General features: G+C 70.8%; 19 protein-coding genes and 3 pseudogenes. 6 read left to right on the top strand and 16 right to left on the bottom strand.

The features are described from left to right. Window positions 1–3 precede the first annotated feature (3 nt). Window positions 4–507, bottom strand: coding sequence for a MarR family transcriptional regulator (locus D1369_RS39825; protein WP_007379571.1), 504 nt, complete (start codon window positions 505–507; stop codon window positions 4–6). 256 nt (window positions 508–763) lie between these two features. Between D1369_RS39825 and rph the strand changes: the two genes are divergently transcribed. After that, window positions 764–3361 carry a rifamycin-inactivating phosphotransferase gene (rph, locus tag D1369_RS39820; protein WP_205574546.1) on the top strand — a complete coding sequence of 866 codons (2598 nt, stop codon included), beginning with the start codon at window positions 764–766 and terminating at the stop codon, window positions 3359–3361. Between the two features lie 57 nt (window positions 3362–3418). Here rph and D1369_RS39815 read toward each other — a convergent pair whose 3' ends face one another. The 7 genes from D1369_RS39815 to D1369_RS39785 form a co-directional block, all read right to left on the bottom strand. Beyond that, window positions 3419–3757: an STAS domain-containing protein gene (locus tag D1369_RS39815; RefSeq protein WP_007379573.1), complete on the bottom strand. Its 339-nt coding sequence runs from the start codon at window positions 3755–3757 to the stop codon at window positions 3419–3421. Beyond that, window positions 3754–5043 carry a SpoIIE family protein phosphatase gene (locus D1369_RS39810; RefSeq protein ID WP_007379574.1) on the bottom strand — a complete coding sequence of 430 codons (1290 nt, stop codon included), beginning with the start codon at window positions 5041–5043 and terminating at the stop codon, window positions 3754–3756. The genes D1369_RS39815 and D1369_RS39810 overlap by 4 nt, the downstream gene beginning before the upstream one ends. Window positions 5044–5045: 2 nt before the next feature. After that, window positions 5046–5846, bottom strand: a complete 801-nt coding sequence (locus tag D1369_RS39805) for an alpha/beta hydrolase (RefSeq protein ID WP_007379575.1) — start codon at window positions 5844–5846, stop codon at window positions 5046–5048. A gap of 57 nt (window positions 5847–5903) precedes the next feature. Then, on the bottom strand, window positions 5904–7463 hold the full coding sequence (locus D1369_RS39800) for an FAD-dependent oxidoreductase (RefSeq protein WP_205574503.1): 1560 nt from the start codon (window positions 7461–7463) through the stop codon (window positions 5904–5906). A gap of 124 nt (window positions 7464–7587) precedes the next feature. Next, window positions 7588–8319, bottom strand: coding sequence for a methyltransferase domain-containing protein (locus D1369_RS39795; RefSeq protein ID WP_007379577.1), 732 nt, complete (start codon window positions 8317–8319; stop codon window positions 7588–7590). Window positions 8320–8374: 55 nt separating this feature from the next. Next, a complete protein-coding gene (locus D1369_RS39790; protein WP_037898679.1) occupies window positions 8375–9568 on the bottom strand; it encodes a lycopene cyclase family protein in 1194 nt (397 codons plus the stop codon). Window positions 9569–9710: 142 nt separating this feature from the next. Continuing rightward, complete coding sequence (locus D1369_RS39785; RefSeq protein WP_118083034.1) at window positions 9711–10298, bottom strand: sigma-70 family RNA polymerase sigma factor; 588 nt, start codon at window positions 10296–10298, stop codon at window positions 9711–9713. Between the two features lie 259 nt (window positions 10299–10557). Here D1369_RS39785 and D1369_RS39780 point away from each other — a divergent pair, with 259 nt between their 5' ends. From D1369_RS39780 to D1369_RS39765, 4 genes are read left to right on the top strand one after another with little or no spacing between them, the layout of a single operon-like run. Beyond that, window positions 10558–11871: a polyprenyl synthetase family protein gene (locus D1369_RS39780; RefSeq protein WP_118083033.1), complete on the top strand. Its 1314-nt coding sequence runs from the start codon at window positions 10558–10560 to the stop codon at window positions 11869–11871. Continuing rightward, window positions 11868–13406: a phytoene desaturase gene (locus tag D1369_RS39775; protein ID WP_118083032.1), complete on the top strand. Its 1539-nt coding sequence runs from the start codon at window positions 11868–11870 to the stop codon at window positions 13404–13406. The genes D1369_RS39780 and D1369_RS39775 overlap by 4 nt, the downstream gene beginning before the upstream one ends. Then, entirely contained in the window at window positions 13403–14410 is a 1008-nt protein-coding gene (locus D1369_RS39770; RefSeq protein ID WP_037898687.1) for a phytoene/squalene synthase family protein, read from the top strand. Before D1369_RS39775 ends, D1369_RS39770 begins: the two co-directional genes overlap by 4 nt. Continuing rightward, the gene (locus D1369_RS39765; RefSeq protein ID WP_118083031.1) at window positions 14407–15420 is read left to right on the top strand and encodes a DUF5914 domain-containing protein; all 1014 of its coding nucleotides are present in this window, start codon (window positions 14407–14409) and stop codon (window positions 15418–15420) included. Before D1369_RS39770 ends, D1369_RS39765 begins: the two co-directional genes overlap by 4 nt. Window positions 15421–15455: 35 nt before the next feature. On the opposite strand, the pseudogene D1369_RS39760 reads toward D1369_RS39765, so the two are convergent. After that, window positions 15456–16005: pseudogene (locus D1369_RS39760) on the bottom strand (NAD-dependent epimerase); the annotation flags it as partial. Next, a complete protein-coding gene (locus tag D1369_RS39755) occupies window positions 15996–16253 on the bottom strand; it encodes a hypothetical protein (RefSeq protein WP_007379583.1) in 258 nt (85 codons plus the stop codon). The gene D1369_RS39755 and the pseudogene D1369_RS39760, both read right to left, overlap by 10 nt. A gap of 368 nt (window positions 16254–16621) precedes the next feature. Here D1369_RS39755 and D1369_RS43240 point away from each other — a divergent pair, with 368 nt between their 5' ends. Further along, window positions 16622–16771 (top strand): hypothetical protein, encoded by a 150-nt coding sequence (locus D1369_RS43240; RefSeq protein WP_158680102.1) that lies wholly within the window; start codon window positions 16622–16624, stop codon window positions 16769–16771. Window positions 16772–17210: 439 nt separating this feature from the next. Here D1369_RS43240 and D1369_RS39750 read toward each other — a convergent pair whose 3' ends face one another. The 6 genes and pseudogenes from D1369_RS39750 to D1369_RS39725 all read right to left on the bottom strand — a co-directional run bounded on the left by D1369_RS39750 (window position 17211) and on the right by D1369_RS39725 (window position 21954). Further along, on the bottom strand, window positions 17211–17432 hold the full coding sequence (locus D1369_RS39750; RefSeq protein WP_007379584.1) for a helix-turn-helix domain-containing protein: 222 nt from the start codon (window positions 17430–17432) through the stop codon (window positions 17211–17213). Between the two features lie 20 nt (window positions 17433–17452). Further along, window positions 17453–17584 carry a hypothetical protein gene (locus D1369_RS44635; RefSeq protein WP_272920809.1) on the bottom strand — a complete coding sequence of 44 codons (132 nt, stop codon included), beginning with the start codon at window positions 17582–17584 and terminating at the stop codon, window positions 17453–17455. A 25-nt stretch (window positions 17585–17609) separates the two neighbouring features. After that, a complete protein-coding gene (locus tag D1369_RS39745) occupies window positions 17610–17927 on the bottom strand; it encodes a hypothetical protein (protein WP_007379586.1) in 318 nt (105 codons plus the stop codon). A 305-nt stretch (window positions 17928–18232) separates the two neighbouring features. Next, window positions 18233–18660 (bottom strand): annotated as a pseudogene (locus D1369_RS39735) (transposase family protein); the annotation flags it as partial. A gap of 182 nt (window positions 18661–18842) precedes the next feature. Beyond that, the gene (locus tag D1369_RS39730) at window positions 18843–19979 is read right to left on the bottom strand and encodes an amidohydrolase family protein (RefSeq protein WP_050789660.1); all 1137 of its coding nucleotides are present in this window, start codon (window positions 19977–19979) and stop codon (window positions 18843–18845) included. 644 nt (window positions 19980–20623) lie between these two features. Then, window positions 20624–21954 (bottom strand): annotated as a pseudogene (locus tag D1369_RS39725) (IS1380 family transposase). Window positions 21955–22173 lie beyond the last annotated feature (219 nt).

Raw genomic sequence — 22173 nt, 5'->3', positions numbered from 1 at the left:
CGGTCAGCGTCCGGGGTCGTCGGTCTCCTTGCCGGTGTCGCTCTGAGCGGTCAGGAAGGCCCGCAGCCCCCCGCTCAGGGCCGCCCGCTCGCCGGGTTCCATGGCCGCGAGGACCACGGCGAGCGCCTGCGATCTGCGCGCGTCCACCTCGTCCAGCACATGCCGGCCGCGCCCGGTGAGAACGAGCTGCACCTCACGGCGCCGGTGCGGGTGCAGCAGGCGCTCCAGCAGACCGGCCGCCTCCAGGCGGTCGCACAGCCGGCTGGCGGTCGGCGGCCCTATCTCCATGTTCTCCGCCAGGGTGGTGAGGTTGAGCCCCGGCTCCGACTCCAGGATCCGCAGAGCTCTCAGCTGGTGCGGCGACAGCCTCAGGCTCGCTCCCTGGGCGGCCACCGACCAGAGGTTCGCGAGACCGTCCACGGCGTCGGCGACCTCCAGCGCGACGGAGAGGGGGTCGTCACCCGGTCCGCCCGACTGGTCGTCCCCCGAGCCACTGAGACGAGTCACACACCCATCGCTTTCAATAATCGCTTCGCCATACAGATACCACCCTCATTCAAACGCGGTACCCGATGAGACGGCGACCAAGCACCCGGCGGCTCCGGAGGACGGCAAAAGCAAAAGGCAAGGAGAGAACTCTCCTTGCCTCTCTTCAAGTTATAGCGCGGAGGGGGCCTTGCGGCAAGCCCCCGGTCAGGGCGCAGAATCGTCGGCCGAGGCCACAACCTGCGGAAATGGGGGAACGACGTTGTCGTTGAACAACGTGACCGAGCGGTACGTGCTGGACCTTCAGGAGATCGACGAGAGTCAGGTCGCCGTCGTCGGCGGCAAGGGGGCGCACCTGGGCAGCCTGTCGCGGATCGAGGGCATCCGTGTACCGGCGGGCTTCTGCGTGACGACGGACGCCTACCGGCGGGTCGTGGCGCAGTCACCGTCGCTCGACGCACAGCTGGAGGAGCTGTCGCGTGTGAGCCCGGACGACCAGGAGGCGATCCGCACGCTCAGCGCGGAGATCCGCCGGACGGTGGAGGAGATCGCCGTCCCGGACGATCTGGCAGGGGCGATCACCCGTGCGCTCGCCCGGTCGGGCGAGCGGACCGCTTACGCCGTCCGGTCGAGCGCCACGGCCGAGGACCTGCCGACGGCCTCGTTCGCCGGGCAGCAGGACACCTACCTGAACGTCGTCGGTCCGGCGGCGATCCTGCGGCACATCAGCAGATGCTGGGCGTCACTGTTCACCGAACGAGCCGTGACCTACCGCCGGCGCAACGGCATCGACGACCGTACGGTCCGTATGGCCGTCGTCGTGCAGCAGATGGTCTTCCCGCACGCGTCCGGCATCCTGTTCACGGCCGACCCCGTCTCGGGCAACCGGACGGTCGCCACCGTGGACGCCGGCTTCGGTCTCGGCGAGGCCCTGGTGTCCGGGCTGGTGAACCCGGACGTCTTCAAGGTGCGCCACGGCGAGGTCGTCGCCAGGACGATCTCCGCCAAGCAGCGGGAGGTGCACGCCCTGCTGGCCGGAGGCACGCGGGAAGTGCCGATCGACGCGCAGCGGCAGCAGCAGCCGGCGCTGACGGATGCGCAGGCGGTCCGGCTCGTGGAGCTCGGGCGACGGATCGAAGCGCGTTTCGGCCGCCCGCAGGACATCGAATGGTGCCTGGTCGACGACGACTTCCACATCGTGCAGAGCCGGCCGATCACGACGCTGTTCCCCGTCCCCGAGAGCGCCGACCAGGAGAACCACGTCTACGTCTCCGTCGGACATCAGCAGATGATGACCGACCCCATGAAGCCGCTGGGCCTGTCCATGTGGCAGCAGACGGCCATGGTGCGGATGCACGAGGCCGGCGGAAGGCTGTTCGTCGACGTCACCCAGCGTCTGGCCGCGCCCGCGAGCCGGGCCGGCCTGCTGGACCTCATGGGCAGGGGCGACCCGCTGGTCAGGGACGCGTTGGAGACCGTCCTCGACCGCGAGGACTTCGTCCCGTCGCTCCCGGACGCTCCGCCCGCCGGACCGCGCGCCGGCGCGGCCCCCGAGCCGGTCGCCACCGACCCGGCGGTCGTCACCGGGCTGATCGAGCGCAGCCAGGCGTCCCTCGCCGCCCTGCGGCGCGATGTCCTCACGAAGACGGGGCCGGAGCTGTTCGACTTCCTGCCGACGGCCTTCGAGGAGCACAAACGCGTCCTCACCGATCCGCTGAACTTCAAGGCGATCATGGCGGGCATGGAGGCCACGTGGTGGCTCAACGACAAGCTGGAGGAGTGGCTCGGCGAGAAGAACGCGGCGGACACGCTCACGCTGTCCGCCCCCGGCAACGTCACGTCGGAGATGGGACTCGCGCTGCTCGACGTCGCCGACGTGATCCGCCCGCATCCGCAGGTGGTCGAGTTCCTGGCGGGCGTCGAGGACGACGACTTCCTCGACGAGCTGGCGAAGGTCCCGGGCGGGACCGAGGCCCGCGACGCCATCGAGGCCTACCTCGACCGGTACGGCATGCGCTGCGTCGGCGAGATCGACATCACGAGGCCGCGGTGGAGCGAGCGCCCCGGCACGCTCGTTCCCGTGATCCTCGACAACGTCCGCAACTTCGAACCGGGCGCGGCCCGGCGGCGCTTCGAGCAGGGGCTCCAGCAGGCGCGGAAGAAGGAGCAGGAGGTGCTGTCCCGGCTGCGGGCCCTGCCGGACGGGGAGCGCAAGGCCGACGAGACCAAGGGCATGATCGACCGGGTCCGCACCTTCATCGGATACCGGGAGTACCCGAAGTACGACATCATCAGCCGCTACTTCGTCTACAAGCAGGCCCTGATGGCGGAGGCCGAGCGCCTCGCGCAGGCGGGCGTGCTCGCCGAGAAGGAGGACGTCTTCTACCTCACCTTCGAGGAGTTCCACGACGTCGTGCGCACGCGGCAGATCGACGACCGGCTCGTCCGGCAGCGCAAGGACGCGTTCCGCGCGTACCAGGCGCTCACCCCGCCCCGGGTCCTCACCTCGGACGGCGAGGCTCTGACAGGGGCGTACCGGCGCGACGACGTACCGGACGGCGCACTGATCGGCCTGCCGGTCTCCACCGGGACGGTCGAGGGAAGGGCCCGCGTCATCCTCGACATGGCGGAGGCCGATCTCGAAGCGGGCGACATCCTGGTCACCACCTTCACGGACCCCAGCTGGTCACCGCTGTTCGTCGCCGTCGCGGGCCTGGTGACGGAGGTGGGCGGCCTGATGACCCACGGCGCGGTGATCGCCCGGGAGTACGGCCTGCCGGCCGTCGTGGGCGTGGAGCAGGCCACCCGGCGGATCCGGGACGGACAGCGGATCCGCGTGCACGGAACGGACGGGTACATCGAGATCCTGTCCTGACCGTCCGTCAGGGAGGGAACCGGGTCCCGGTTCCCTCCCGGGCACACGGAGCCCGGCTCAGGAACGAGTGGCGCTCTCGATGTCCGGGTGGATGGTGAAGATCTGGTCCAGGCCGACGATGCGCAGGACGCGCAGGATGTTCGGCGGTACGGCCGCCAGGGCGACGTCCGCCTGGACGGCCTGCGCGTTGCTGCGCGCGGCGATCAGAGCCGTGATGCCGCTGGAGTCGCAGAATTCCAGCCCGCTCATGTCCAGGACCAGGCACCGGCCCGCCCGGAGGGCCCGGCCGTCGAGCACTTCGTGCAGTTCGGCGACGTTGGCGTAGTCGAGTTCACCGGACAGCTCCAGAACGGGACCGGTCGCGGCATCTCGGGCGGTGATCTTCAGCGGGCTCATCGTTCGTTTCCCGTCTGTGGGTCGGAGGCGGGGACACCGATGGCGAGCAGGGCGGTGTCGTCGTCGAGACCGTCACCGAAGCTGTCCAGGAGCCCGGTGAGGGCCTGGACGACGGCATGCGGTGGCTTGCCCGCATGAGCGGTGACGAAGGCGAGCAAGGCCTCGTCACCGTAGAGACCCGCGCGGCCGTGGCCGGTGCGGGCTTCGGTGAGGCCGTCCGTGTAGAGAAGAAGCGTGTCGCCGGGGCCGAGAACGGTTTTGGCGTCGGTGAAGGGCGCGGAGGGCAGGATGCCGACGAGAAGGCCGCCGGGAGTGGGCAGGAAGTCGGCGGTGCCGTCCGCGCGCAGCACGATGGCCGGCGGGTGGCCGCCCGCGGCGAGGTGGACGGCCAGCTGTCCGGTTGCGGGATCGGGTTCGAGGGTGCCGTAGACCGCGGTGCAGTAGCGCGGGTCGCCGCTGCCGGCGTAGCGCTCGTGGAGCACGGTGTTGAGGGTGGTCAGGGCGGAGACGGGGTCGGGGTCGTGCAGAGCGGCGGCGCGCAGGGTGTAGCGGGTCAGCGAGGTGACTGCGGCGGCCTGGGGTCCCTTGCCGCACACATCGCCGAGGAAGAACCCGAAGCGTTTGCCGTCGAGGGCGAAGACGTCGTAGAAGTCGCCGCCCAGCCGGTCGGGTGAGGCCGTGTGGTAGTGGGTGGCCGTCTGCACGCCGGGTACCGGCGGGAGGGTGTCCGGGAGCAGCGACTGCTGGAGCACGGCGAGCGCCTCCTGCAGCCGGGCGCGGTCGGCCTCCGCCTGCCGCCGTGCTTCCTCTGCCGCTTCACGGCGGCGCAGGAGTTCCTCTTCGTAGGCGCGGCGGTCCCGGGCGTCGAAGACCGTGGTGCGGATCAGCAGGGGCTGCCCGGTGGTGCCGTGTTTGACGGCCGACGAGACCAGCACGGGTATCCGGCCGCCGCCGGTCCGCTTCATCTCCAGCGCGATTCCGCTGATCTCGCTCTGCATGCGCAGCAGCGGGGCGAAATGCGTCTCGTGATACAGCTTCCCGCCGACGGTCAGCAGGTCGGTGAACCGCTTCCGGCCGACCACCGCCTCCCGCTCAAGATCGAGCCAGTCCAGCAGGGTGCCGTTGATCCTCGCGATGGTCCCGTCCATCAGCGTGGAGAGGTAACCGCAGGGGGCGTTCTCGTAGAGGTCCTCGGCGCTGTCCTCCAGCAGTGCGGCGAACACGGCGTCCGCGGTCCGCTCGGCGTCGGCGTCCTGCGGGTCGGGCTGCTGGTCGGCGCGGCACATCATCACAGGCTCGCGAGGAAGTCGACGATCGCCTGGTTGGTCGCCTCGGGCGCGGACAGGTGCGGGCAGTGGCCGGTGGCGTCGAGAGTGACCAGGGTCGAGCCGGGGATCGCCTGGTGCACGAAGGCTCCGACCTCACGAGGGGCGATCACGTCCTGGGTGCATTCCAGCACCAGCGTCGGCACGCTCACGCCCTTGAGGTCGTCCCTGGAATCCGACAGGAACGTGGTCCGGGCGAAGACGCGCGCCATGTCCGGGTCGGTGGCGCAGAAGCTGTTCTTGAGCTCGTCGCCCAGCTCGGGCCGATCGGCGTTGCCCATGATCACCGGGGCCATGGCCGCCGACCAGCCGAGGTAGTTCGCCTCCAGCGACGCCAGCAGTTCGTCGATGTCCTCGGCGCTGAACCCGCCGCGGTATCCCTCGTCGTCGATGTACCGCGGGGACGGGGCGACCATCACCAGCGCGCCGATCCGCTGCGGAGCCATGCCGGCCGCCAGTACGCCGATCATCGCGCTGACCGAGTGCCCCACGAAGACCGCGTCGCGCAGGTCGAGCGCCTCGCACACCTCGACGACGTCCCGGGCGTAGCCGTCCAGAGAGGCGTACCGCTCCGGCGAGAACGCGGACGCCTCCGAGCGGCCCGAGCCCACGTAGTCGAACAGCACCACGCGGTAGTCGTCGACCAGGGCGGGCACCGTCAGCCGCCACATGTTCTGGTCGCAGCCGAATCCGTGCGCCAGCACCACTGTCGGTCCCTGCGCGTTGCCGGTGACGGTCACATGGTTCCTGCTCGCGATGTCCATACCCGCCAGTCTCTCAAGTCACGTCCGCCTGCCCTGACACCCCCTCCACCAGTCGCCTCAGGACCTCGTTCGTGCTCGTGCGCGGCCGCCCGCCAGGGCCCGGAGCAGGGGGTTGCGGCCGCCGTTGGGCACGGTCCACAGCGGGTGGCCCCGTACCGCCCAGGACTGCAGGAGGGCGTTGGCGGCGAGGAAGCCGCTGGTGGCGGCCCGTTCCATCAGGGCGACCGGGAGGTCCGTACGCACCAGGTCGCCCGCCAGCACCAGGCCGGGCTGGGGGGTGCGTACGCCGGGGCGGTCCCGGTATCCGCCGACGGGGAACAGGGGGCAGTCCTGGCGCCATTCGTGCCGGGCGTCGAGGACGCGCGCTTCGCGGGTCTCGGGGTAGACGTTCCGCAGCTGTGCCATCAGGTGCCGGGCCTCCGCGTCGGGGTCGGCCTGCTCCGGCAGCGCGTAACCGTGGAGTTCGACCACGGAACCGCCGGTGCGGGCGGACCATCGTGCGGCCTCCTGCTCCCAGCGTTCCAGAACGCTGACGTTGTCCAGCGAGCCGTATCCGGCCGTGCCCAGGAATCCTGGCCGGTCGGCGTCGACCGGGCTCTCCAGCCAGAGTCTGGAGACGAGGAAGGGCGGGGCGGTGCGCAGCCGGCCGATGCGTTCACGCCAGGCCGCGTCGGCGAGCCGCGGCGAGCGGCCGACCAGGGAGCGCAGGCCGAGGGTGTCGAGGGCCAGGACGACGGTGTCGTACCGCCTCTCCTCGCGGTCCGTGGCGACGGTGAAGGCGCCGTCCGCGGTGGGCGAGACGTTCTCGACGGAGGTGGACAGGCGCAGGTCGGCTCCGTGGTGGGTCAGGTGTTTGGCCAGGGGGTCCCACAGGGCTGTCGGGAAGGGGTCGTCGGGCACGTCGAAGAGAAGCCCCTCGGAGCTGCCGAGGAAGTAGATGTGGAACATCAGGACCATCTCGGCGGCCGAGAGGTCGCGGGGGTCGGCGAAGAAGCTGCGGGAGAAGACCTCGAAGGCCAGGTGACGTGCGGCCGGAGGGAAGCGCAGGGACTCGAGGAAGTCGTACGCGCTGACACCGTCCAGTCGGTCGTAGACGTCCGGGACGCGGACGTCCAGCAGGGGAAGGGCCGCGGCGGGGCGCATCCGCACCAGGTCCCGCCAGCGGAAGGACGGGCTCAGCGCCACAAAGCCCAGGGTGCTCAGCGGCGGCGTACGCGGCACTCTGCGGAAGCTGTCGTGGTGTCCGTCGCGGTGCCGCAGCGGGTAGTCGGGGAGGCCGGTGAGGCGCCCCGGAGGGGAATCGGTACGGCTCAGCAGGCTGCGCAGGTTGTAGTACTGGCGGAAGAAGGCGTGGAAGCCGCGGCTCATGGTCGCGCTGGTCCCGTCGGACAGGCCGGTGCTCCAGCCGCCCACACGGCCGCCGAGGTAGGCCTCGCGTTCGTAGACCGTCACGTCGACGCCGCGTTCGGCGAGCGCCGTGGCGGCGGCGAGCCCGGCGATGCCACCACCGACGACGGCGGTGCTGCGCGCCCGCCCACCGACCCGGGTCGCCCCCGGCGACGGAGGCAGCAGAACGGCACGCCGGTCCCGGCCGGGACCCGCCGTCGTGGCGGTCACTGCCCGCTCCCGGCGGGCCGGACGGCACGGCGGACCACGACCGGATGGGTGACGCCGTCCTGCCTGGACGGCCCAGGCAGGAGGACGACGCACCGATCCCGGCCGGGACCCACCGCCATCGCGGTCACCGTCCGCTCCCGCCGGGACGGGCGGCGCGGCGGGCCACGAGGGTGTGGGTGATGCCGGTCTGCCAGCCGGGCAGGGGCAGAGCGCGTACGTGGTCGAATCCGCAGGTCCGGACGCGGTCCGTGAAGCGGTCGACGGTGTCGAAGTCGACGACGCTGCGCCAGAGATGGCGGTACAGGTCGCCGTCGCCGAGAGCGGTGGCGACGGGCAGCACCAGGCCGCGGCACACGGCGCTCCAGACGGCACGGTCGAGCGGGCGCCCGCTGAGGGTGTACTCGTGCACGGCGAGCCGGCCGTGCGGGGCCAACAGGTCGTGGACGGCGTCCAGCACGGCGTCGGGGTCGGCGACGTTGCGGAAGAGGTAGGCGGCGAACACCGCGTCGAAGGGCCCCTCCACGCCCGCCTCGGCGAGCGCCTCCGCCGGGGCGCACACGAACCTGACCCTGCCCCGCCACGGCTTGGCCATGGCACGGTCCAGCATCCCGGCGGAGGCGTCCACGGCTGTGATCTCGGCGTCGGGCAGCACGCGGGCGAGCGCGGCGGTGGAGGCGCCGGTCCCGCAGCCGAGGTCCAGGACGCGCAGCCCGGTGCCCGGGTGGGGCAGGCCCAGTCGGCGTGCCGAGCGGCGCAGATGGGCGTGGTAGCCGGGGTTGGCGGCCACGAGTGTGTCGTAGCGGTGCGCCGCATGGTCGAATGCGGCGGCCAGGTCCGCGTCACGCAGCACGGTCACGCTGCCTCCTGGTACGGGTCGTCGGGAAGTCGGGGATCGCGGGCCGCACCGCGGGTCAGGGTCCGGGGAAGGGGCGTCGGGGAAGCCGGGGCACTTGCGCGGCGGCTCGCAGCATGGGCAGGACGGGGGTGCGCAGACCGATGGCGAGTTCTTCGTGCGGGCGTGTTCCGCCGTCCAGGAAGCGCAGGAGCCGGGTCATGGGGATCCTCGTGAACAGCCGCGCGAAGAAGTCCGCGCCGTCCACGAGGCCACTGTCGAGGGCGTGCAGCAGGACCGCGTCCATGGCGCGGGCGCGGGGCGAGTGGGGCGAGGGGGGCACGGGCCGTCGGCCTTGACGCAGGGCTGCCGCGACGGCCGCGGTCTGGCGCTGCACGCCGGCGAAGGTGTAGCCGGTGGCGGGCCGGGTGGCTCCGCCTGCCGCCCCGATACGGAAGACCGACGCACCCGTCTGCCGGGCGAACCTGGCGTCGGTCATCGGGATGACCCCGGTCTCGGTGGCGGTCACCTCGAAGTCCTCCAGGCCGAGCACGGTGCCGGTGTAGTGGTCCAGCGCCCGGTCGTACGCGTCCGGGGAGAGGACGGCCGGCGAGAACTCCGTGTACTCCACCAGGGCCTGGTCCGGGCGGGTGGGCAGGACGTAGCCGAAGGAGAGGCCCCTGGCGGGCTGGGGGGTGCGCAGGTCCATGAACTCCACGCGGGCCGGGTCGAAGACCGGGCGGCCGGTGCGGACGAACCAGCCGTGGAAGTGCTGGAGCAGCGTCGTACGGGCCGCGGGCAGGCTGCCCAGCGGCCGGGAGTCGAACACCCAGCGGGCCCGCACGAACTCGCGGTGCCCGTCCGCCGTGCGAACGTCGATCCGCGCACCCTGCGAGAGCCCTTCGACGCTCTCGACGGTCGCCTCGATGCGTCGGACCTGTCCGCTCCGGTCGAGGTCGTGCTCGATCAGGGACTCGAAGTCGTCCGAATGGATCATCTTGTAGCGCAGGGGCGAGATGTCGTGCTCGATCGGCTCCCCCGTGGGCCCGTGGACGCGCAGGCGCTGCCACGACCGGGTGACCGCGGCGTCGTAGGATCCGCGGCCGCTCTCCCAGAAGCACCAGGTGCGCCGGGGCGGCCGCAGCGGTCCTGGCGGGGCGTCCACGAGGACGACGGACGGGCGCCGCGCGCCGGGGGCGGGGCGGGAGAGGCGGTGGGCCAGGGACAGCCCCGCGGCTCCCGCTCCGATGATGGCGACGTCCGCCTCGTGCATGTCCGGGTCCCTCCCTCCGCGCCTTCGCCGTGCCCCGCGGCGACATTCCGGTCGCAGTACCCGTCCGGATGCGGATGTCACCTGTTCGGTGCGGCGGGTGACACCGGTCGCGACGATGAGATGCATCGGTTCTGCGTCGTTGTCACGCGGCGCACTCGACCAGTGCGTCCTGGCGGAGCCGCCCGGCGAGGCGGCGCAGGCCCCGGCGCGCGTGGCTCTTGACCGTGCCCAGCGGCCAGCCGGTGAGTTCGGCGATCTGGGTCTGGGTGAGGTCGTCGTAGAAGGCGAGGTTGAGCACCCGGCGCTGCGGTGCCGGGAGCTGCGACATCTCCTCGGCGAGCAGGACACGGTCGAGGGCGGCCTCCGGCAGCGCGGCCTCGTCCTCGGCCCGCAGGAGCAGCTGGGCGCCCGCGGCGGCGACGAGTTCGTTGCGCCGGGTGCGGGCGGCGAGCGCGTCGGCGATCTTCCGGCGGGCGATGCCCGTGAGCCAGCCGGGCAGGGTGCCGCGGTCCGGGGCGAATCCGGCGCGGCCCCGCCACGCGGCGAGGAACACCAGTTGGGTGATGTCCTCCGCCTCCCTCGCGTCCCCGAGGGAGCGCCTGGCGAGGGCGTGGACGAGCGGACCCCACCGATGGTGGACGGCCGTGAGGCAGGCCTCGTCCCCCTTGAGGAAGCCGGCCACGAGATCGCTGTCGTCGATGTCTCCGCCGGTTCGCTGTGCGGTCGTCATCGTCACTCCTCCACTGAGCCTGGTGGTCGCCGAGAGCGACCGCGGCCCTTCCACCGTGCGGATTCCACGCAGGGGTGGCAACTTGCATCGACTTCGCATCGAATTGGCCCGGGAGGGGTGGGTCACACACCCGCGGGATCCAGACCTCACCGTGCCGCCCCGCATCCGTCTTCGCCACCCGAGGCGAACCGGTCATGACGACGCCAGCTCTGATCACGAGGATCTCGAGGATCTCGAGGATCTCGACGAGGGGAACGGCATGAGCTCCACCGTGGCAAAGGACCACCGCGCGGACCGGAGTCCCTGCGCGCACCCGACCGCCGAGCAGGTCTCCCCCGCTCCCGCCCGCCGGACGGCCGAGGGGACGGACCGCGGCCGGGGTGATCATCAACGCGCCTCCCCGCCGGACACCCGTTCGGCGTACGGCGAGGATCCGCGCGCCGTGGACGCGGACGTGACCCACGCGGTGCGCAGCGTGCTCGGCGACCTGCTCGACCAGCGCCTGGCCGCGGCGGAGGCCGTCGACCCGCTCTTCGGGGAGGAGCTGGCCGCACGGGTCGCCGGCTTCACGCGGAGCGGCGGCGGACTCGGCCGCTCCCGCCTCGTGTGGTGGGCGCTGCGGGCCTGCGGCGGCGCCGAGCCCTGGCGGACGCACGCCGCGCTGCGGATCGGAGCCGCCCTGGAGCTCATCCAGACCTGTGCCCTGGTCCATGACGACGTGATGGACGGCGCGCGACTGCGCCGCGGACGACCGTCGTTGCATGTCGACGTGGCGGCCCAGTACGCGGCTGCGTGCGGCGCGCGGCGCGGCGAGCGCCTCGGCGAGGCCGCCGCGATCCTCGCCGGTGACCTGGCCCTGGCCTGGGCGGACGACGTGGTGGCGGACACCGAGATGCCGCGCCCCACCGCGCGGCACGTCCGAGACCTGTGGAGTGCCCTGCGCATGGAGATGGTGGCCGGGCAGTACCTGGACGTGCAGGGTGAGGCCACCTCGGCGCGTTCTCCGGCCCGGGCGATCCGCGCCGCCCGCCTCAAGAGCGCCCGGTACTCCGTGGAACGCCCGCTCGCGCTGGGGGCGGCGCTGGCCGACGCCGGGCCGGCCGCCACTCGGGCCCTGTGCTCGGCGGGCGGCTGCGTCGGGCTGGCCTTCCAGCTGCGCGACGACCTCCTCGACGCCTTCGGGGATCCGCGCGACACCGGCAAGCCCGCGGGCGGCGACATCCGCGGCGGCAAACCCACCTACCTGGCCGCCGTCGCACAGGTGCGGGCCGACACCTCGGGCGACCGACACGCCCAGGACCTGCTGCGCGACACACTCGGCCGTGCGGATGCCTCCGACGCCGAACTCGCCGCGGTGCGCGAGGTGTTCGTGTCCACCGGCGCACGCGACACCGTGGAGGAGAAGATCCACCGGCTGATGGTCCAGGGAGTGCGCCATCTGGACACGGCGGCCCTCGAACCCGAGCCCACGAGGCAGTTGCGCATGCTGCTGCGCTCCGCGAGCGGCGTGGCCGCCGACGCGGCCCCCCTCTCCCGGTCCGTGCCGACCACCGGCGAGGGGGCCGGCCGATGACCCGTACCGTTCCCGGGCGCACCGACCATGTGGTGGTGGTCGGCGCCGGCCTGTCCGGACTGTCGGCCGCCCTGCATCTGCTCGGCGCCGGACGCCGGGTGACCTTGGTGGAGCGCGAGGCGTCACCCGGTGGACGTGCCGGGCGGACGGTCCGCGGCGGCTACCACCTCGACACCGGACCCACGGTACTGACCATGCCCCACCTGGCGGACGAGGCGTTCGCCGCCGTGGGCGACAGCCTGGACGCCCGGGTCGAGCTGGTGCCGCTGCACCCGGCCTACCGGGCCCGGTTCGCCGACGCCAGCACGCTGGACGTCCACACCGGCGCCGCGGCTATGGAGGCGGAGATCGAGCGCTTCGCCGGGGCCCGCGAGGCCGCCGGATACCGTCGGCTGCGCGCCTGGCTGGAACGGCTCTACCGGGTCCAGATGCGGCGCTTCATCGACGCCGACTTCGACTCGCCCCTGCAACTGCTCCATCCCGACCTCGCACGCCTGGCCGCCCTCGGCGGGTTCGGGCGTCTGGACGCGCGTATCGGACGCTTCCTGCACGACGAGCGGCTGCGGCGCGTCTTCTCCTTCCAGTCCCTGTACGCGGGTGTGGCACCGGAACGCGCCCTGGCCGCGTACGCCGTCATCGCGTACATGGACACGGTGGCCGGCGTCTGGTTCCCGCGCGGGGGCATGCACGCCCTGCCCCGGGCGATGGCGGACGCCGCCGCGGACGCGGGGGCCGACCTGCGCTTCGGGCAGCCGGTCACGCGCCTGGAGCGCTCCGGGGAACGGATCACGGCCGTGGTCACCGACACCGACCGGATCGCCTGCGACGCCGTCGTCCTCACCCCCGACCTGCCCGTCACCTACCGGCTGCTGGGCCGCGCCCCGAGGCGGCCGGTGGGTCTGCGGTTCTCGCCGTCCGCCGTGATCCTGCACGTGGGCACCGACCGCACCTGGCCCGGGCTGGCCCACCACACCATCTCGTTCGGCGCGGCATGGCGGCGGACGTTCCGCGAACTGACGGAGAGCGGCCGCCTGATGAGCGACCCGTCCCTGCTCGTCACGCGCCCCACCGCCACCGATCCGAGCCTCGCCCCGCCCGGACGCCACCTGCACTACATCCTCGCCCCCTGCCCGAACACCTCCCTCGGCCCCGACGCGGCCGACTGGAGCGAACTGGGCCCGCGCTACCGCGACAGCCTGCTCACGGAACTGGAACGGCGCGGCCTCGACGGCCTCGCCGCCGCCGTCGAGGAGGAGTGCCTGGTCACTCCGGCCGACTGGCAGGCCCAGGGCCATGCGGCCGGCTCGCCCTTCTCCGCCGCCCACACCTTCGCGCAGACCGGGCCGTTCCGGCCGCGCAACCTGGTGCGCGGCACGGTCAACGCGGTGCTCGCCGGGTGCGGCACCACCCCCGGCGTCGGCGTGCCGACCGTCCTGCTGTCGGGCAAGCTCGCCGCGGCCCGCATCACCGGCGGTGCCCGCCCCGGCCGGCCGCGCCCCGCCGTACGCGCATCCCGGGAAGGGAGGCCGGTATGACCGACCGTGAACTCGACGCGGCCGGCGTCACCGATCCGGCGCTGCGGCAGGCGTACACCCGGTGCCGGCGGCTGAACGCCCGGCACGGCAAGACGTACTTTCTCGCCACCCGACTGCTCCCGGTGGCCCGCCGGCCGGCCGTGCACGCCCTGTACGGTTTCGCCCGCTGGGCCGACGACATCGTCGACACCCTCGACGGTACGATCACCACTGCCGAGCGGGCCGAACAACTGACCCTGCTTCAGCACCAGTTGGAGGCGGGACTGCGCACCGGCGACAGCGCCGAACCGGTCGTCCGCGCCCTGGCCGACACCGCGCTGCGCTACGCCATCGACCACCGCCACTTCGCCGACTTCATGACCGCGATGCGCGCCGACCTCGACATCACGGGCTATGCCACCTACGCCGACCTGCGCACCTACACCTACGGTTCGGCGGAGGTGATCGGCCTGCAGATGCTGCCGGTGCTCGGCACGGTCGTCCCGCGCGAGGAGGCCGCACCGCACGCGGCGGCCCTGGGTGTGGCGTTCCAGCTGACCAACTTCCTGCGGGACGTGGGCGAGGACCTCGACCGCGGCCGCGTCTACCTGCCCGCCGACCTGCTGGACGCACACGGCGTCGACCGGCGGCTGCTGCGCTGGAGCCGGGCCACCGGACGCCCCGACCGCCGGATCACCGCCGCCCTGCGGGAGTTCGAGCGGCTCACGCGCGCGCTCTACCGTGAGGCCGCCCCGGGGCTGGCCATGCTCGACCCGGTCTCGCGCCCGTGCATCCGCACCGCGTTCGTCCTGTACGGCGCGATCCTGGACGCGGTCGCCGCCGACGGGTACCGCTCGGTGCAGCGCCGAGCCGTGGTCCCGGGACACCGCCGTGCTGCCGTGGCCCTCGACGGCCTGGTCCGGGTGGCCGCGGCGCGACTGCGGCACGGGACGGCCGGGGACCGGGCAGCCCCTTCGCCGGGCACGGCCACCGACATGTCATCACCTATGCGGAGGATCGCATGAAGCCGCGGCGACCTGCGGGCCGTGCCCGCCACGCGCTTTCCCTGCGACGCCGGCCTGTGCGGTGGGACAAGCAGCAACCGACATGGCGGCAGGCCCGGCCTGCTCTGATCGCCGAGGCGCTGAAGCGGGCCCAGGCCCGGCCGTCCGGCAACTGGTACGCCGTCGGTGCAAGCCGGGAGGTTCGCGCCGACCGACCGCTGTCCGCCACGGTGGCCGGACAGGAACTGGTGGTGTGGCGCACCGCCGACGGGCGGCCGGTGGCGGGTCCCGGCATCTGCCCGCACCTGGGAGCACCGCTCGCCGACAGTCCCGTGCGCTGCGGGACCCTCGTGTGCCACTGGCACGGACTGGCCCTGGACGGCGGGCCGTTCGCCGGCTGGGAGCCGCTGCCCGTGCACGACGACGGTGTGCTGGTGTGGGTCCGCCTGGACCAGGTGGGCGGTGAACCGCCGACACCGGCGCCGGTCGTCCCGCCCCGGCCGCAGTTGTCGCGCTCGGTCGCCGCCGTCTACACCGGGGTGGGGATCTGCGAGCCGGAGGACGTGGTGGCGAACCGGCTGGACCCCTGGCACGGGGCCTGGTTCCATCCGTACTCCTTCGTCGACCTGACCGTGGTCGGCACTCCCGTCGCCGAGGGGGCGGGTGAGGACGGGTTCACGGTGGACGTCTCCTTCAAGGTCGCCGGGCGGTTCGTCGTGCCGGTGCGGGCCGTCTTCACCACGCCCGGACCGCGGACGGTGCTCATGCGCATCACCGAGGGCGAGGGCCGGGGCTCCGTGGTCGAGACGCACGCGACCCCGCTCGGTCCGGACGAGCTGGGCCGGCCGCGCACCGCCGTCGTCGAGGCGGTCGTGGCCTCCTCCGCGCGTCCCGGCTTCGCCGCGGCCCGCGCGGCGGCCCCCGTGGTGCGCCGCCTGATGAGGGCCGGGGCGGCGCGGTTGTGGCGCGACGACCTGGCCTACGCCGAACGCCGCTGGCTGCTGCGGTCCACGGGACGCTTCCCCGGCTGACCGAACCCCAGACGCGAAGGACCGGGTGGCGCAGTTCAGTGGATCGGGGCGGCGACGGCGTCGGGGTGATCGGTGAGGTAGTCCAGGAGCAGCGACCGGAAGCTCGGGTCGGGGGCGAGTCCCAGGGCGGCGGCGCGACGGTGGTCGAAGACGGCCGGCCATGAGCCGACGATCGCCTCGACCGCCGGGTCGGGAGCGAGGGTGACCCGGTCGGCGACCGCATCACCGGCCCACCTGCCGCAGGGTCGCGAGCATGTCGGCGACCGAGACGGTCAGGCCGGGCAGATTGACCGGCAGCGGGCCCTCCAGGCGGCCCGGTCCGGAGCCGCGTTCGGCCTCGGCGACGCGGAGGATTCCCTCCAGAGTGCGCCGGGGTGAGGAGAGGGCCACTTCCAGACCGGGATCGACCGGGCAGACGGCGGGCAGGCCCGCCAGCGGTTCACGGACGATGCCGGACAGGAAGCCGGAGGCGGCCGCGTTGGGTTTTCCCGGGCGTACCGCCACCGTCATCAGCCGGGCGACCCGCCCGTCGACGAAGCCGCGTCGGGTGCAGTCCGCGATCAGCTGCTCGCACATCAGCTTCTGGGTGCGGTACCGATGTGCGACAGCAGCAGTACGGGGGCCGCGTCGAGCGCACAGGAGATCGCGACGAGGTCATCGACGGTCACAGGACGGGCATCTCGCTCCATCTCCGCACGACCGTCGGCCGAGACTGGATGATCGAGCATCTCGAGCACACAGGCCAGCTCATCCACGGTCAGCTCGCGCAGCTGACGGTAGTGAGTGATGGCGTCGGACCCAGCAAGGCCGCGAGAAGGGACGACGGCATGCATCGATCATAGGCTCGCTGGCGCGGCCTCCAGGCGGGTTGTCACATAGCTCTCGGCCGTCGTCACACAGACCCGTGACGGGCCCCGGGAGCGGCACCATCCGCGCTCTTTCGGGCTGAGACTGAGCGCCAGAGGAGGCGCACCTCCACGAAGAGGTTCAGGTCAGCCTCGCCATCACAGCCCGTACAGCGGCCGCCCCGTGCAGTGACGCACATCAAGTCGCAGTCGACTGGCCATTGAGCGGCATTCCGAGTCGCGTTTCTATTTTCAATAAAGGCCGATAGGCATTCGGTTCACTCTGAACAAGGCGGGCGACATGTTCGAACACGACTCTTCCGACGATCGCGGCGTGGCGCTCAGAAGGTGACCTGATGGCGTTGACCGCTGCGGAGATCGCCGACATTCGGCGCTACGCCCAGGAACTGGCCGACCAGGCGCCCCCACTCACCCCCGAGCAGCGGCGACGATCGGCAGGGGGCGGTACCGGCAGCCGCGTCGAACTCCTGACTGACGTCGACTGAGGGGTAGCGGTCCCCGGCAGGGCGGCCACTGACCACAATGGCCCCAGTGGCCGCCCTGCGGGCGCGAAGGTGCCAGATACCCTGCGCGCTCCCATGGCGCCCGCCAAATCCGCCCCGCCCTGCAGGGCGAACTCCCGCTGATGCACGTACGAGGCGTACCCGGCCACCCGACGCCACCTCCAACGCACAACCTGGACTCCGCGACATGCGGCACCCGGCAGGCCCGCCGCACGGAATGACATCTTCCACAACCGACAACGCAGACACTCCGCGCTGGAGATGCTCACGCCCGTCGAGTACGAACTGCGTGCAACACCTGTAGCGTGAAATCGGCTATCCCGACTCCACGCAACTCGGTACAGGCCCGAGCCTCCATCACACCCGGAGCGGTTCACTTTCGACATCCGTCCAGTGCGCCGCGCGTCGTGGGGTGGTCGGCTCAGCGCTGGAGAAGGCGCAGTTGGAGCCACACCGCGAGTCGGTCGTCGGGCTGTTCCAGGGGCAGGCCGAAGAGTTCGGCGGTGCGTCGCAGGCGGTAGCGGAGGGTGTTCGTGTGCACGCACAGGCGTGCCGCGGCTACGGCGACGTTGCCCACCGCTTCCAGCCAGGCGAGGACCGAGACGACGAAGTCCGTTCCGTTCTCGGAGTCATGAGCGACCATCGCGGCGACACCGGGGTGTCTCAGGCGTGGCTGAGTTCGTCGCCGACGCGGGCCAGCAGGAGCCGTACGCGCACGTCGTCGAGGGTGGCGACGGGTGGTGCGTCCGGATGGGCGGTGGTCACCCTGAGAATGTCGTCCGTCTCGCGGCGCATCGCGGGCAGACTTGCCGGATCCGTGTCAGCAGGGGCGATCGCCGCGCGTAGCAAAGTCGCCGAACGAGCTGCGGATCGAGGTGAGCGCGCCTTTGGCGAGGCGGGTCGCGGCCGCGGAGCCTCCTCCGGGCAGCAGGACGTAGACGGCGCGGGATGTCGTGGCGATGCTCGCGTCGGGGCGGACGGGCACGACGGAGCGGGTCAGGGCGTGCCCCAGGTGGGCTGTCAGGGCGAGGAGACCCCTGACGTCGGCGGAGGCCGCGAATCCGAGAAGGCCGAGTTCGGCTCCTGGCGGGATGGACAGACGGAAGCTGGTCTCGTGGGTGGGCCACAGGCCCTCCAACGCGCCCAGGAGCGCGCTCTCGCGCTTCTGGAGTTCGAGTTCGCTCGCGTTGCGGTTGCGGAGAATGTGCAGTGCGGCCAGTCGTGCACAGTCGATCAGAGCTCGTTCTCCGTCGGCGCCGATGCCGTCGGGGCTTTCGATCGCCCAGATCGCGCCGAGAGGATGGGTGCCGGCCCTGATGGTGATGGCTGCTCGTGGCAGGACGCCGAGGGCCTCAGGGAAGCGGACTACGCCTTCGGAACCGAGCAGGACGCGGCGTCGTGCGTGTCGTCGTACTGAACTTGCACTCGTGATGTCGGTTAGTTGAGGTAGGCGCCGTCGCCCAGCACAGTCACGTCCTGGCAGTGCTCGGCCAGGCCGGAGGCGCGCCAGGCATGGGCGTCCGCGGTGGTGCCCGGCACCGGCCGGGCCGCGGCGATCACCAGACGAGTGTCAGCATCCGCGATGACCTGCACATTTGCGGAGAACCGGTAGTTGCGTGACGAGGAGCCGACGTTTCGGTCGCGGACCGGGACCAGGGTGCCGTCCACGATCCACAACCGGTCGGCCACCTCAGCCGGACGGGAGACCGGCTCCAGTGCCAGCAGCGGGCCAAACCGCTGGACGACACGGCAGACCGTGGAGGACGAGACCCCGAACAGCGGACCCAGCTGCCGCATTGTCAGGTTGGTGCGGTAGTAGACCGCACCATCAGCACCCGCTCGGCCAACGGCAGCGACCACGGCCGGCCCTGCAGCGTGCCGTTGCCAACCCCAGCCATACAAGGGAGATGCCCAGTTCAGAGCCTTGTGCAACACCCTTTAGAAGAGCCTGTATGAGACCGCGTTATGGGGCAGCCGCGCACCGCATACTTCGGCCGTACATACTCTCGCCTTACAGAAAAGCATTCTTTCACTCCGGCCCGACATCGGCGTATCACTTCACGGGCACTTTCATTCTGAACAGTTTCTCTGCATTTCGGAATGCAATCTTTTCCTTGTCTTCGCGCGGCAAATCGACTCCGCGAAACCAGTCGGTCTGCTCCTTTACGTCCGCGAACGGGTAGTCGGTTGCGAACATCACTCGATCCACGCTTATGTACTTCAGCAGGAGATCGAGCAGTTCGGTCTGGGGGAATGCGCTGGTTGTGACCCAGAAGTTGTCCTGGAAGTATTGCCCGATGGGCTTCTCGAGCGAGCCTTTGGTCGGCTCGCCCATGTCATTCACGATCCGCTCGTAGTAGAAGGGAAGACCTTCACCCATGTGGCCGATGATGATTTTCAGTTTGGGGAATCTGTCGAAAACCCCGTACGCGATCATCCGAATGCATTGGATCAACACCTCCTGGTGCCAGCCATATCCAGACCCACTGAAAATGTAGTCTTGGTACTCTTCCGTGTATTCAGACCGCGTGGTGCTGTAGTAGATCTTGAAGACCTCGTCAGCTGGATAGCCGGGATGCAGGTAGATCGGCACATCGAGAGCAACGGCACGTGCCAGCACAGGCTCGAAATCGGGATGATCGAGATACTTCTTCGCAATGTGTCCGTTGGTCAGTGCGCCCAAGAAGCCATCTTCCCGAACCGAGCGTTCCAGTTCGTCCGCCGCTGCCTCCGGGCTCTGCAAGGGCAAGGTGGCGAAAGCCTTGAAGCGGTCCGGATATTTGGCGATTGGCCCGTCTACGAGTTGCCGGTTAAGACGATGGGCAAGGTCGATGCCCCTCTGTCCAGGGACATTTTGCACGGAGGGTGTATGAGCAGAGAGGATTTGAACGTTGAGTCCCCCCGCATCCATATCGCCGATGCGGCGTTGACCTAGATCCGAAAGACCAATTTCCTCAAGGAACGCTATGTGATCCTGATTGATGGAGTTCAGCTTCAACAACGTGGGAGTCGAAAAGGTCTCCTCCGTGCCGATGAAGGGCAGGTCCTGGTCCCGCCGTAAAATGTCCGAAGTCTTGTCCGAAGTCTCGTTCTCGCTCGCTTCCGAGAGAATGGCGTGCGTGGACAAGCCGGCACCAATGCCAAGTGCCGTGCTGGCGGTGAGAAAGCCGCGGCGTCCCATGGGCTTCATGTCAGTCCCTCTCTTCAGGCGTTTGTGTGGTGAGGTATCCCTACGGCATCCGTCTGCGAGATGCTTCAGGGGGTCTTCGCGCCCTGCTCGCCCACCGCTGCAGCGCTCGGGGCGAGGAACCGCTCGCCGGTGCGCAGCGGCTGTGGTGGAGCGGACAACCGCCCGCGTGCGCGCTGTGCGGGCTGGCCGCAGCGGGCCCCGCACTGTTGTCGGCGTGTGACCCCGCATGCGGCGACAGGGAACGCCGTCGCCAGCGCCCTGGTGGCCACCCCGAACCTCCGCAGTGGACTATCAAGCTCCGGCATAGCCCCAACGCTAGGCCCGATTCTGTGCTGTTTCGTCATACTGCGGTCGTCATCCCTCGGGAGACAGGCGGTACGACGTTACTTCGACGGGAGTACTCTCCGGAGCACCGTTCGACACCCGCACGAGAATCAAGACCCGTCGCAACCGGGCCCGAAGTCCGGGGGCTGCCGGAGGATTTCAAGTCCAGTGAGACGGTCGTGACTTAATGAGGTTTGTGGTGCGGGTGCCCTGCGCTTTCCCCGGGTGCTGCGTCGACTGCCAGCACTAGCCTCCGCGTTTCGGTTGGGAGTGATCAGCCGGGCTGATCGCGGCGAACCGTGGTTGTTGGCCGCTTGCCGTCAGGCGAGCATGGCTGAGGCCCGACGCTCGGGTCGGGTGCTCCACCAGGGCCAGGTAGTGGAGATCCGCAGGTAAGGGCGGCGCCCGCCGCGGGTGATGCGGGCGGCTGCGTGCAGCAGCCGATAGCGGAGCTTCTTCGGCTCGACGGAGACCAATTCGCCGTTCAGTAGCAGAACTTGGGTCCAGGCGAGCAGGTCGACGGCGGTCAGAGCAAGCTCCAGCCAGGCAGCGTTGATGGCGAAGTGGCGGGAGGGGAAGCGGCCGAGACCAGTGTTGTTGCCGCAGCGGATGCGGTCCTCGACGCGGGCGTGCGCACGGTGGCGGACCTCCAGATGCTGCAGGGAGCCTTCGCCGTGGGGGGCGGTGAGGAAGACCTGGTGGCGCATGCCCTCGTCGAGATCGAACAAGGACAACTGGGCGCCGGGATGTGGGCGCTCGCGCCGGACGATGATCCGGGTGCCGTCCGGGTGGTCGGCCAGGTCCACCGTTCCGGTCAGTTCTGCCACTTCGGCGCCGGTGCGCAGGGTGCCGTCCTGCTCCAGCGCGGGGTGCCACAGGCGGTCGGGCAGGGCACGGATTGCGCGGCGGACTGGTTCGGTGACGGCGTATCCGACGGAGAAGAAGGTGTGGATTCCCCGCTCGCGCAGTGCTCGAACGTGTGCGAGGAAGACTTTCGCGCCTCCGGCGCTGTCGGCGCGGATGAGGATGTCGGTGCCGTGGCGGTGGGCGTCGGGGATCTGGGCCAAGGCAGCGTCCAGGACTGCGATGTGGTCGGCGGCGGTGTCGGCGCCGGCAATGACCGGCCGCAGTACCCCGGCCAGGGCTTCGCCGGTGATGTCCGGGAAGCACAGCAGCGGGTGGTAGCCGTAGCCACATTTGTAGGTCGGCGCTGCCTGTTCTTCTCCGAGTGGCAGGTGACGAGGGTGGCGTCGAGGTCCAGGACCAGGCTCGGCAGGTCGCGGCCACCGGCGCGGGCTGCGGGTATGCCGCCGGTGGTCTCAGCGGCCTGGAGCCAGGCGATCTCCCGGGCGACGGCTCTCGCCGAGCGCAGGCGAGTGAGTGCGGCCGGACCGATGTCCGCGAGTACGCGCCAGGCGGTCGCAGTGGAGGCGACCGGGCCAAAAACCTCTATCTGGTTCCCGCAGCAGGGTCAGGTCCGCTAGTGCTTCGCCACCGTCGGCGAGCATCACCGCCAGATCGACCGCGACCGCCCGGGGTCGCGCCCGGTACCGCGCGGTCGCAGCCTGCGCAGCCCGTCCGTGAACGCGCCGGTCGGGCCGATGCCATCGGCGAGATCGGCCAGCAGGCGGGATCCATCGTGGCTGACCACCCCGCGGCCGTCGGCCGAGACGACAAGCTTGGGACGCGACCCGGTGGTGTGGAGTCAGAAGTACCTTCTCGCTGTGGTGACAGAAGCCCTGGACAAGCCTCATTATCCCAGTTCAGGAGGCACTTTCGCGTTTCCGATCAAGATCCGGACGCCACCGCAAGTGAAACGCGGAGGCCAATGCCGACGTACAGGCGATAGTGCGCGCCCTCGGCGGGCTAC

The sequence above is a fragment of the Streptomyces sp. CC0208 genome, assembly GCF_003443735.1.
GTDB lineage: Bacteria > Actinomycetota > Actinomycetes > Streptomycetales > Streptomycetaceae > Streptomyces > Streptomyces sviceus.
The sequence above is the reverse complement of the archived record's forward strand: the minus strand, read 5'-3'. Positions and strand labels throughout refer to the sequence as shown.

Excerpts from the sequence above, each read along its gene's own strand:
- D1369_RS39750 (WP_007379584.1), bottom strand. The coding sequence starts at position 17,432 with ATGGTCGCTCATGACTCCGAGAACGGAACGGACTTCGTCGTCTCGGTC.
- D1369_RS44635 (WP_272920809.1), bottom strand. The coding sequence starts at position 17,584 with ATGCGCCGCGAGACGGACGACATTCTCAGGGTGACCACCGCCCATCCG.
- D1369_RS39770 (WP_037898687.1), top strand. The coding sequence starts at position 13,403 with ATGACCGACCGTGAACTCGACGCGGCCGGCGTCACCGATCCGGCGCTG.
- D1369_RS39810 (WP_007379574.1), bottom strand. The coding sequence starts at position 5,043 with ATGTGCCGCGCCGACCAGCAGCCCGACCCGCAGGACGCCGACGCCGAG.
- D1369_RS39790 (WP_037898679.1), bottom strand. The coding sequence starts at position 9,568 with ATGCACGAGGCGGACGTCGCCATCATCGGAGCGGGAGCCGCGGGGCTG.
- D1369_RS39755 (WP_007379583.1), bottom strand. The coding sequence starts at position 16,253 with ATGCATGCCGTCGTCCCTTCTCGCGGCCTTGCTGGGTCCGACGCCATC.
- D1369_RS39780 (WP_118083033.1), top strand. The coding sequence starts at position 10,558 with ATGAGCTCCACCGTGGCAAAGGACCACCGCGCGGACCGGAGTCCCTGC.
- D1369_RS39815 (WP_007379573.1), bottom strand. The coding sequence starts at position 3,757 with ATGAGCCCGCTGAAGATCACCGCCCGAGATGCCGCGACCGGTCCCGTT.
- D1369_RS39730 (WP_050789660.1), bottom strand. The coding sequence starts at position 19,979 with ATGAAGCCCATGGGACGCCGCGGCTTTCTCACCGCCAGCACGGCACTT.
- D1369_RS39785 (WP_118083034.1), bottom strand. The coding sequence starts at position 10,298 with ATGACGACCGCACAGCGAACCGGCGGAGACATCGACGACAGCGATCTC.
- D1369_RS39765 (WP_118083031.1), top strand. The coding sequence starts at position 14,407 with ATGAAGCCGCGGCGACCTGCGGGCCGTGCCCGCCACGCGCTTTCCCTG.
- D1369_RS39805 (WP_007379575.1), bottom strand. The coding sequence starts at position 5,846 with ATGGACATCGCGAGCAGGAACCATGTGACCGTCACCGGCAACGCGCAG.
- D1369_RS43240 (WP_158680102.1), top strand. The coding sequence starts at position 16,622 with ATGGCGTTGACCGCTGCGGAGATCGCCGACATTCGGCGCTACGCCCAG.
- D1369_RS39775 (WP_118083032.1), top strand. The coding sequence starts at position 11,868 with ATGACCCGTACCGTTCCCGGGCGCACCGACCATGTGGTGGTGGTCGGC.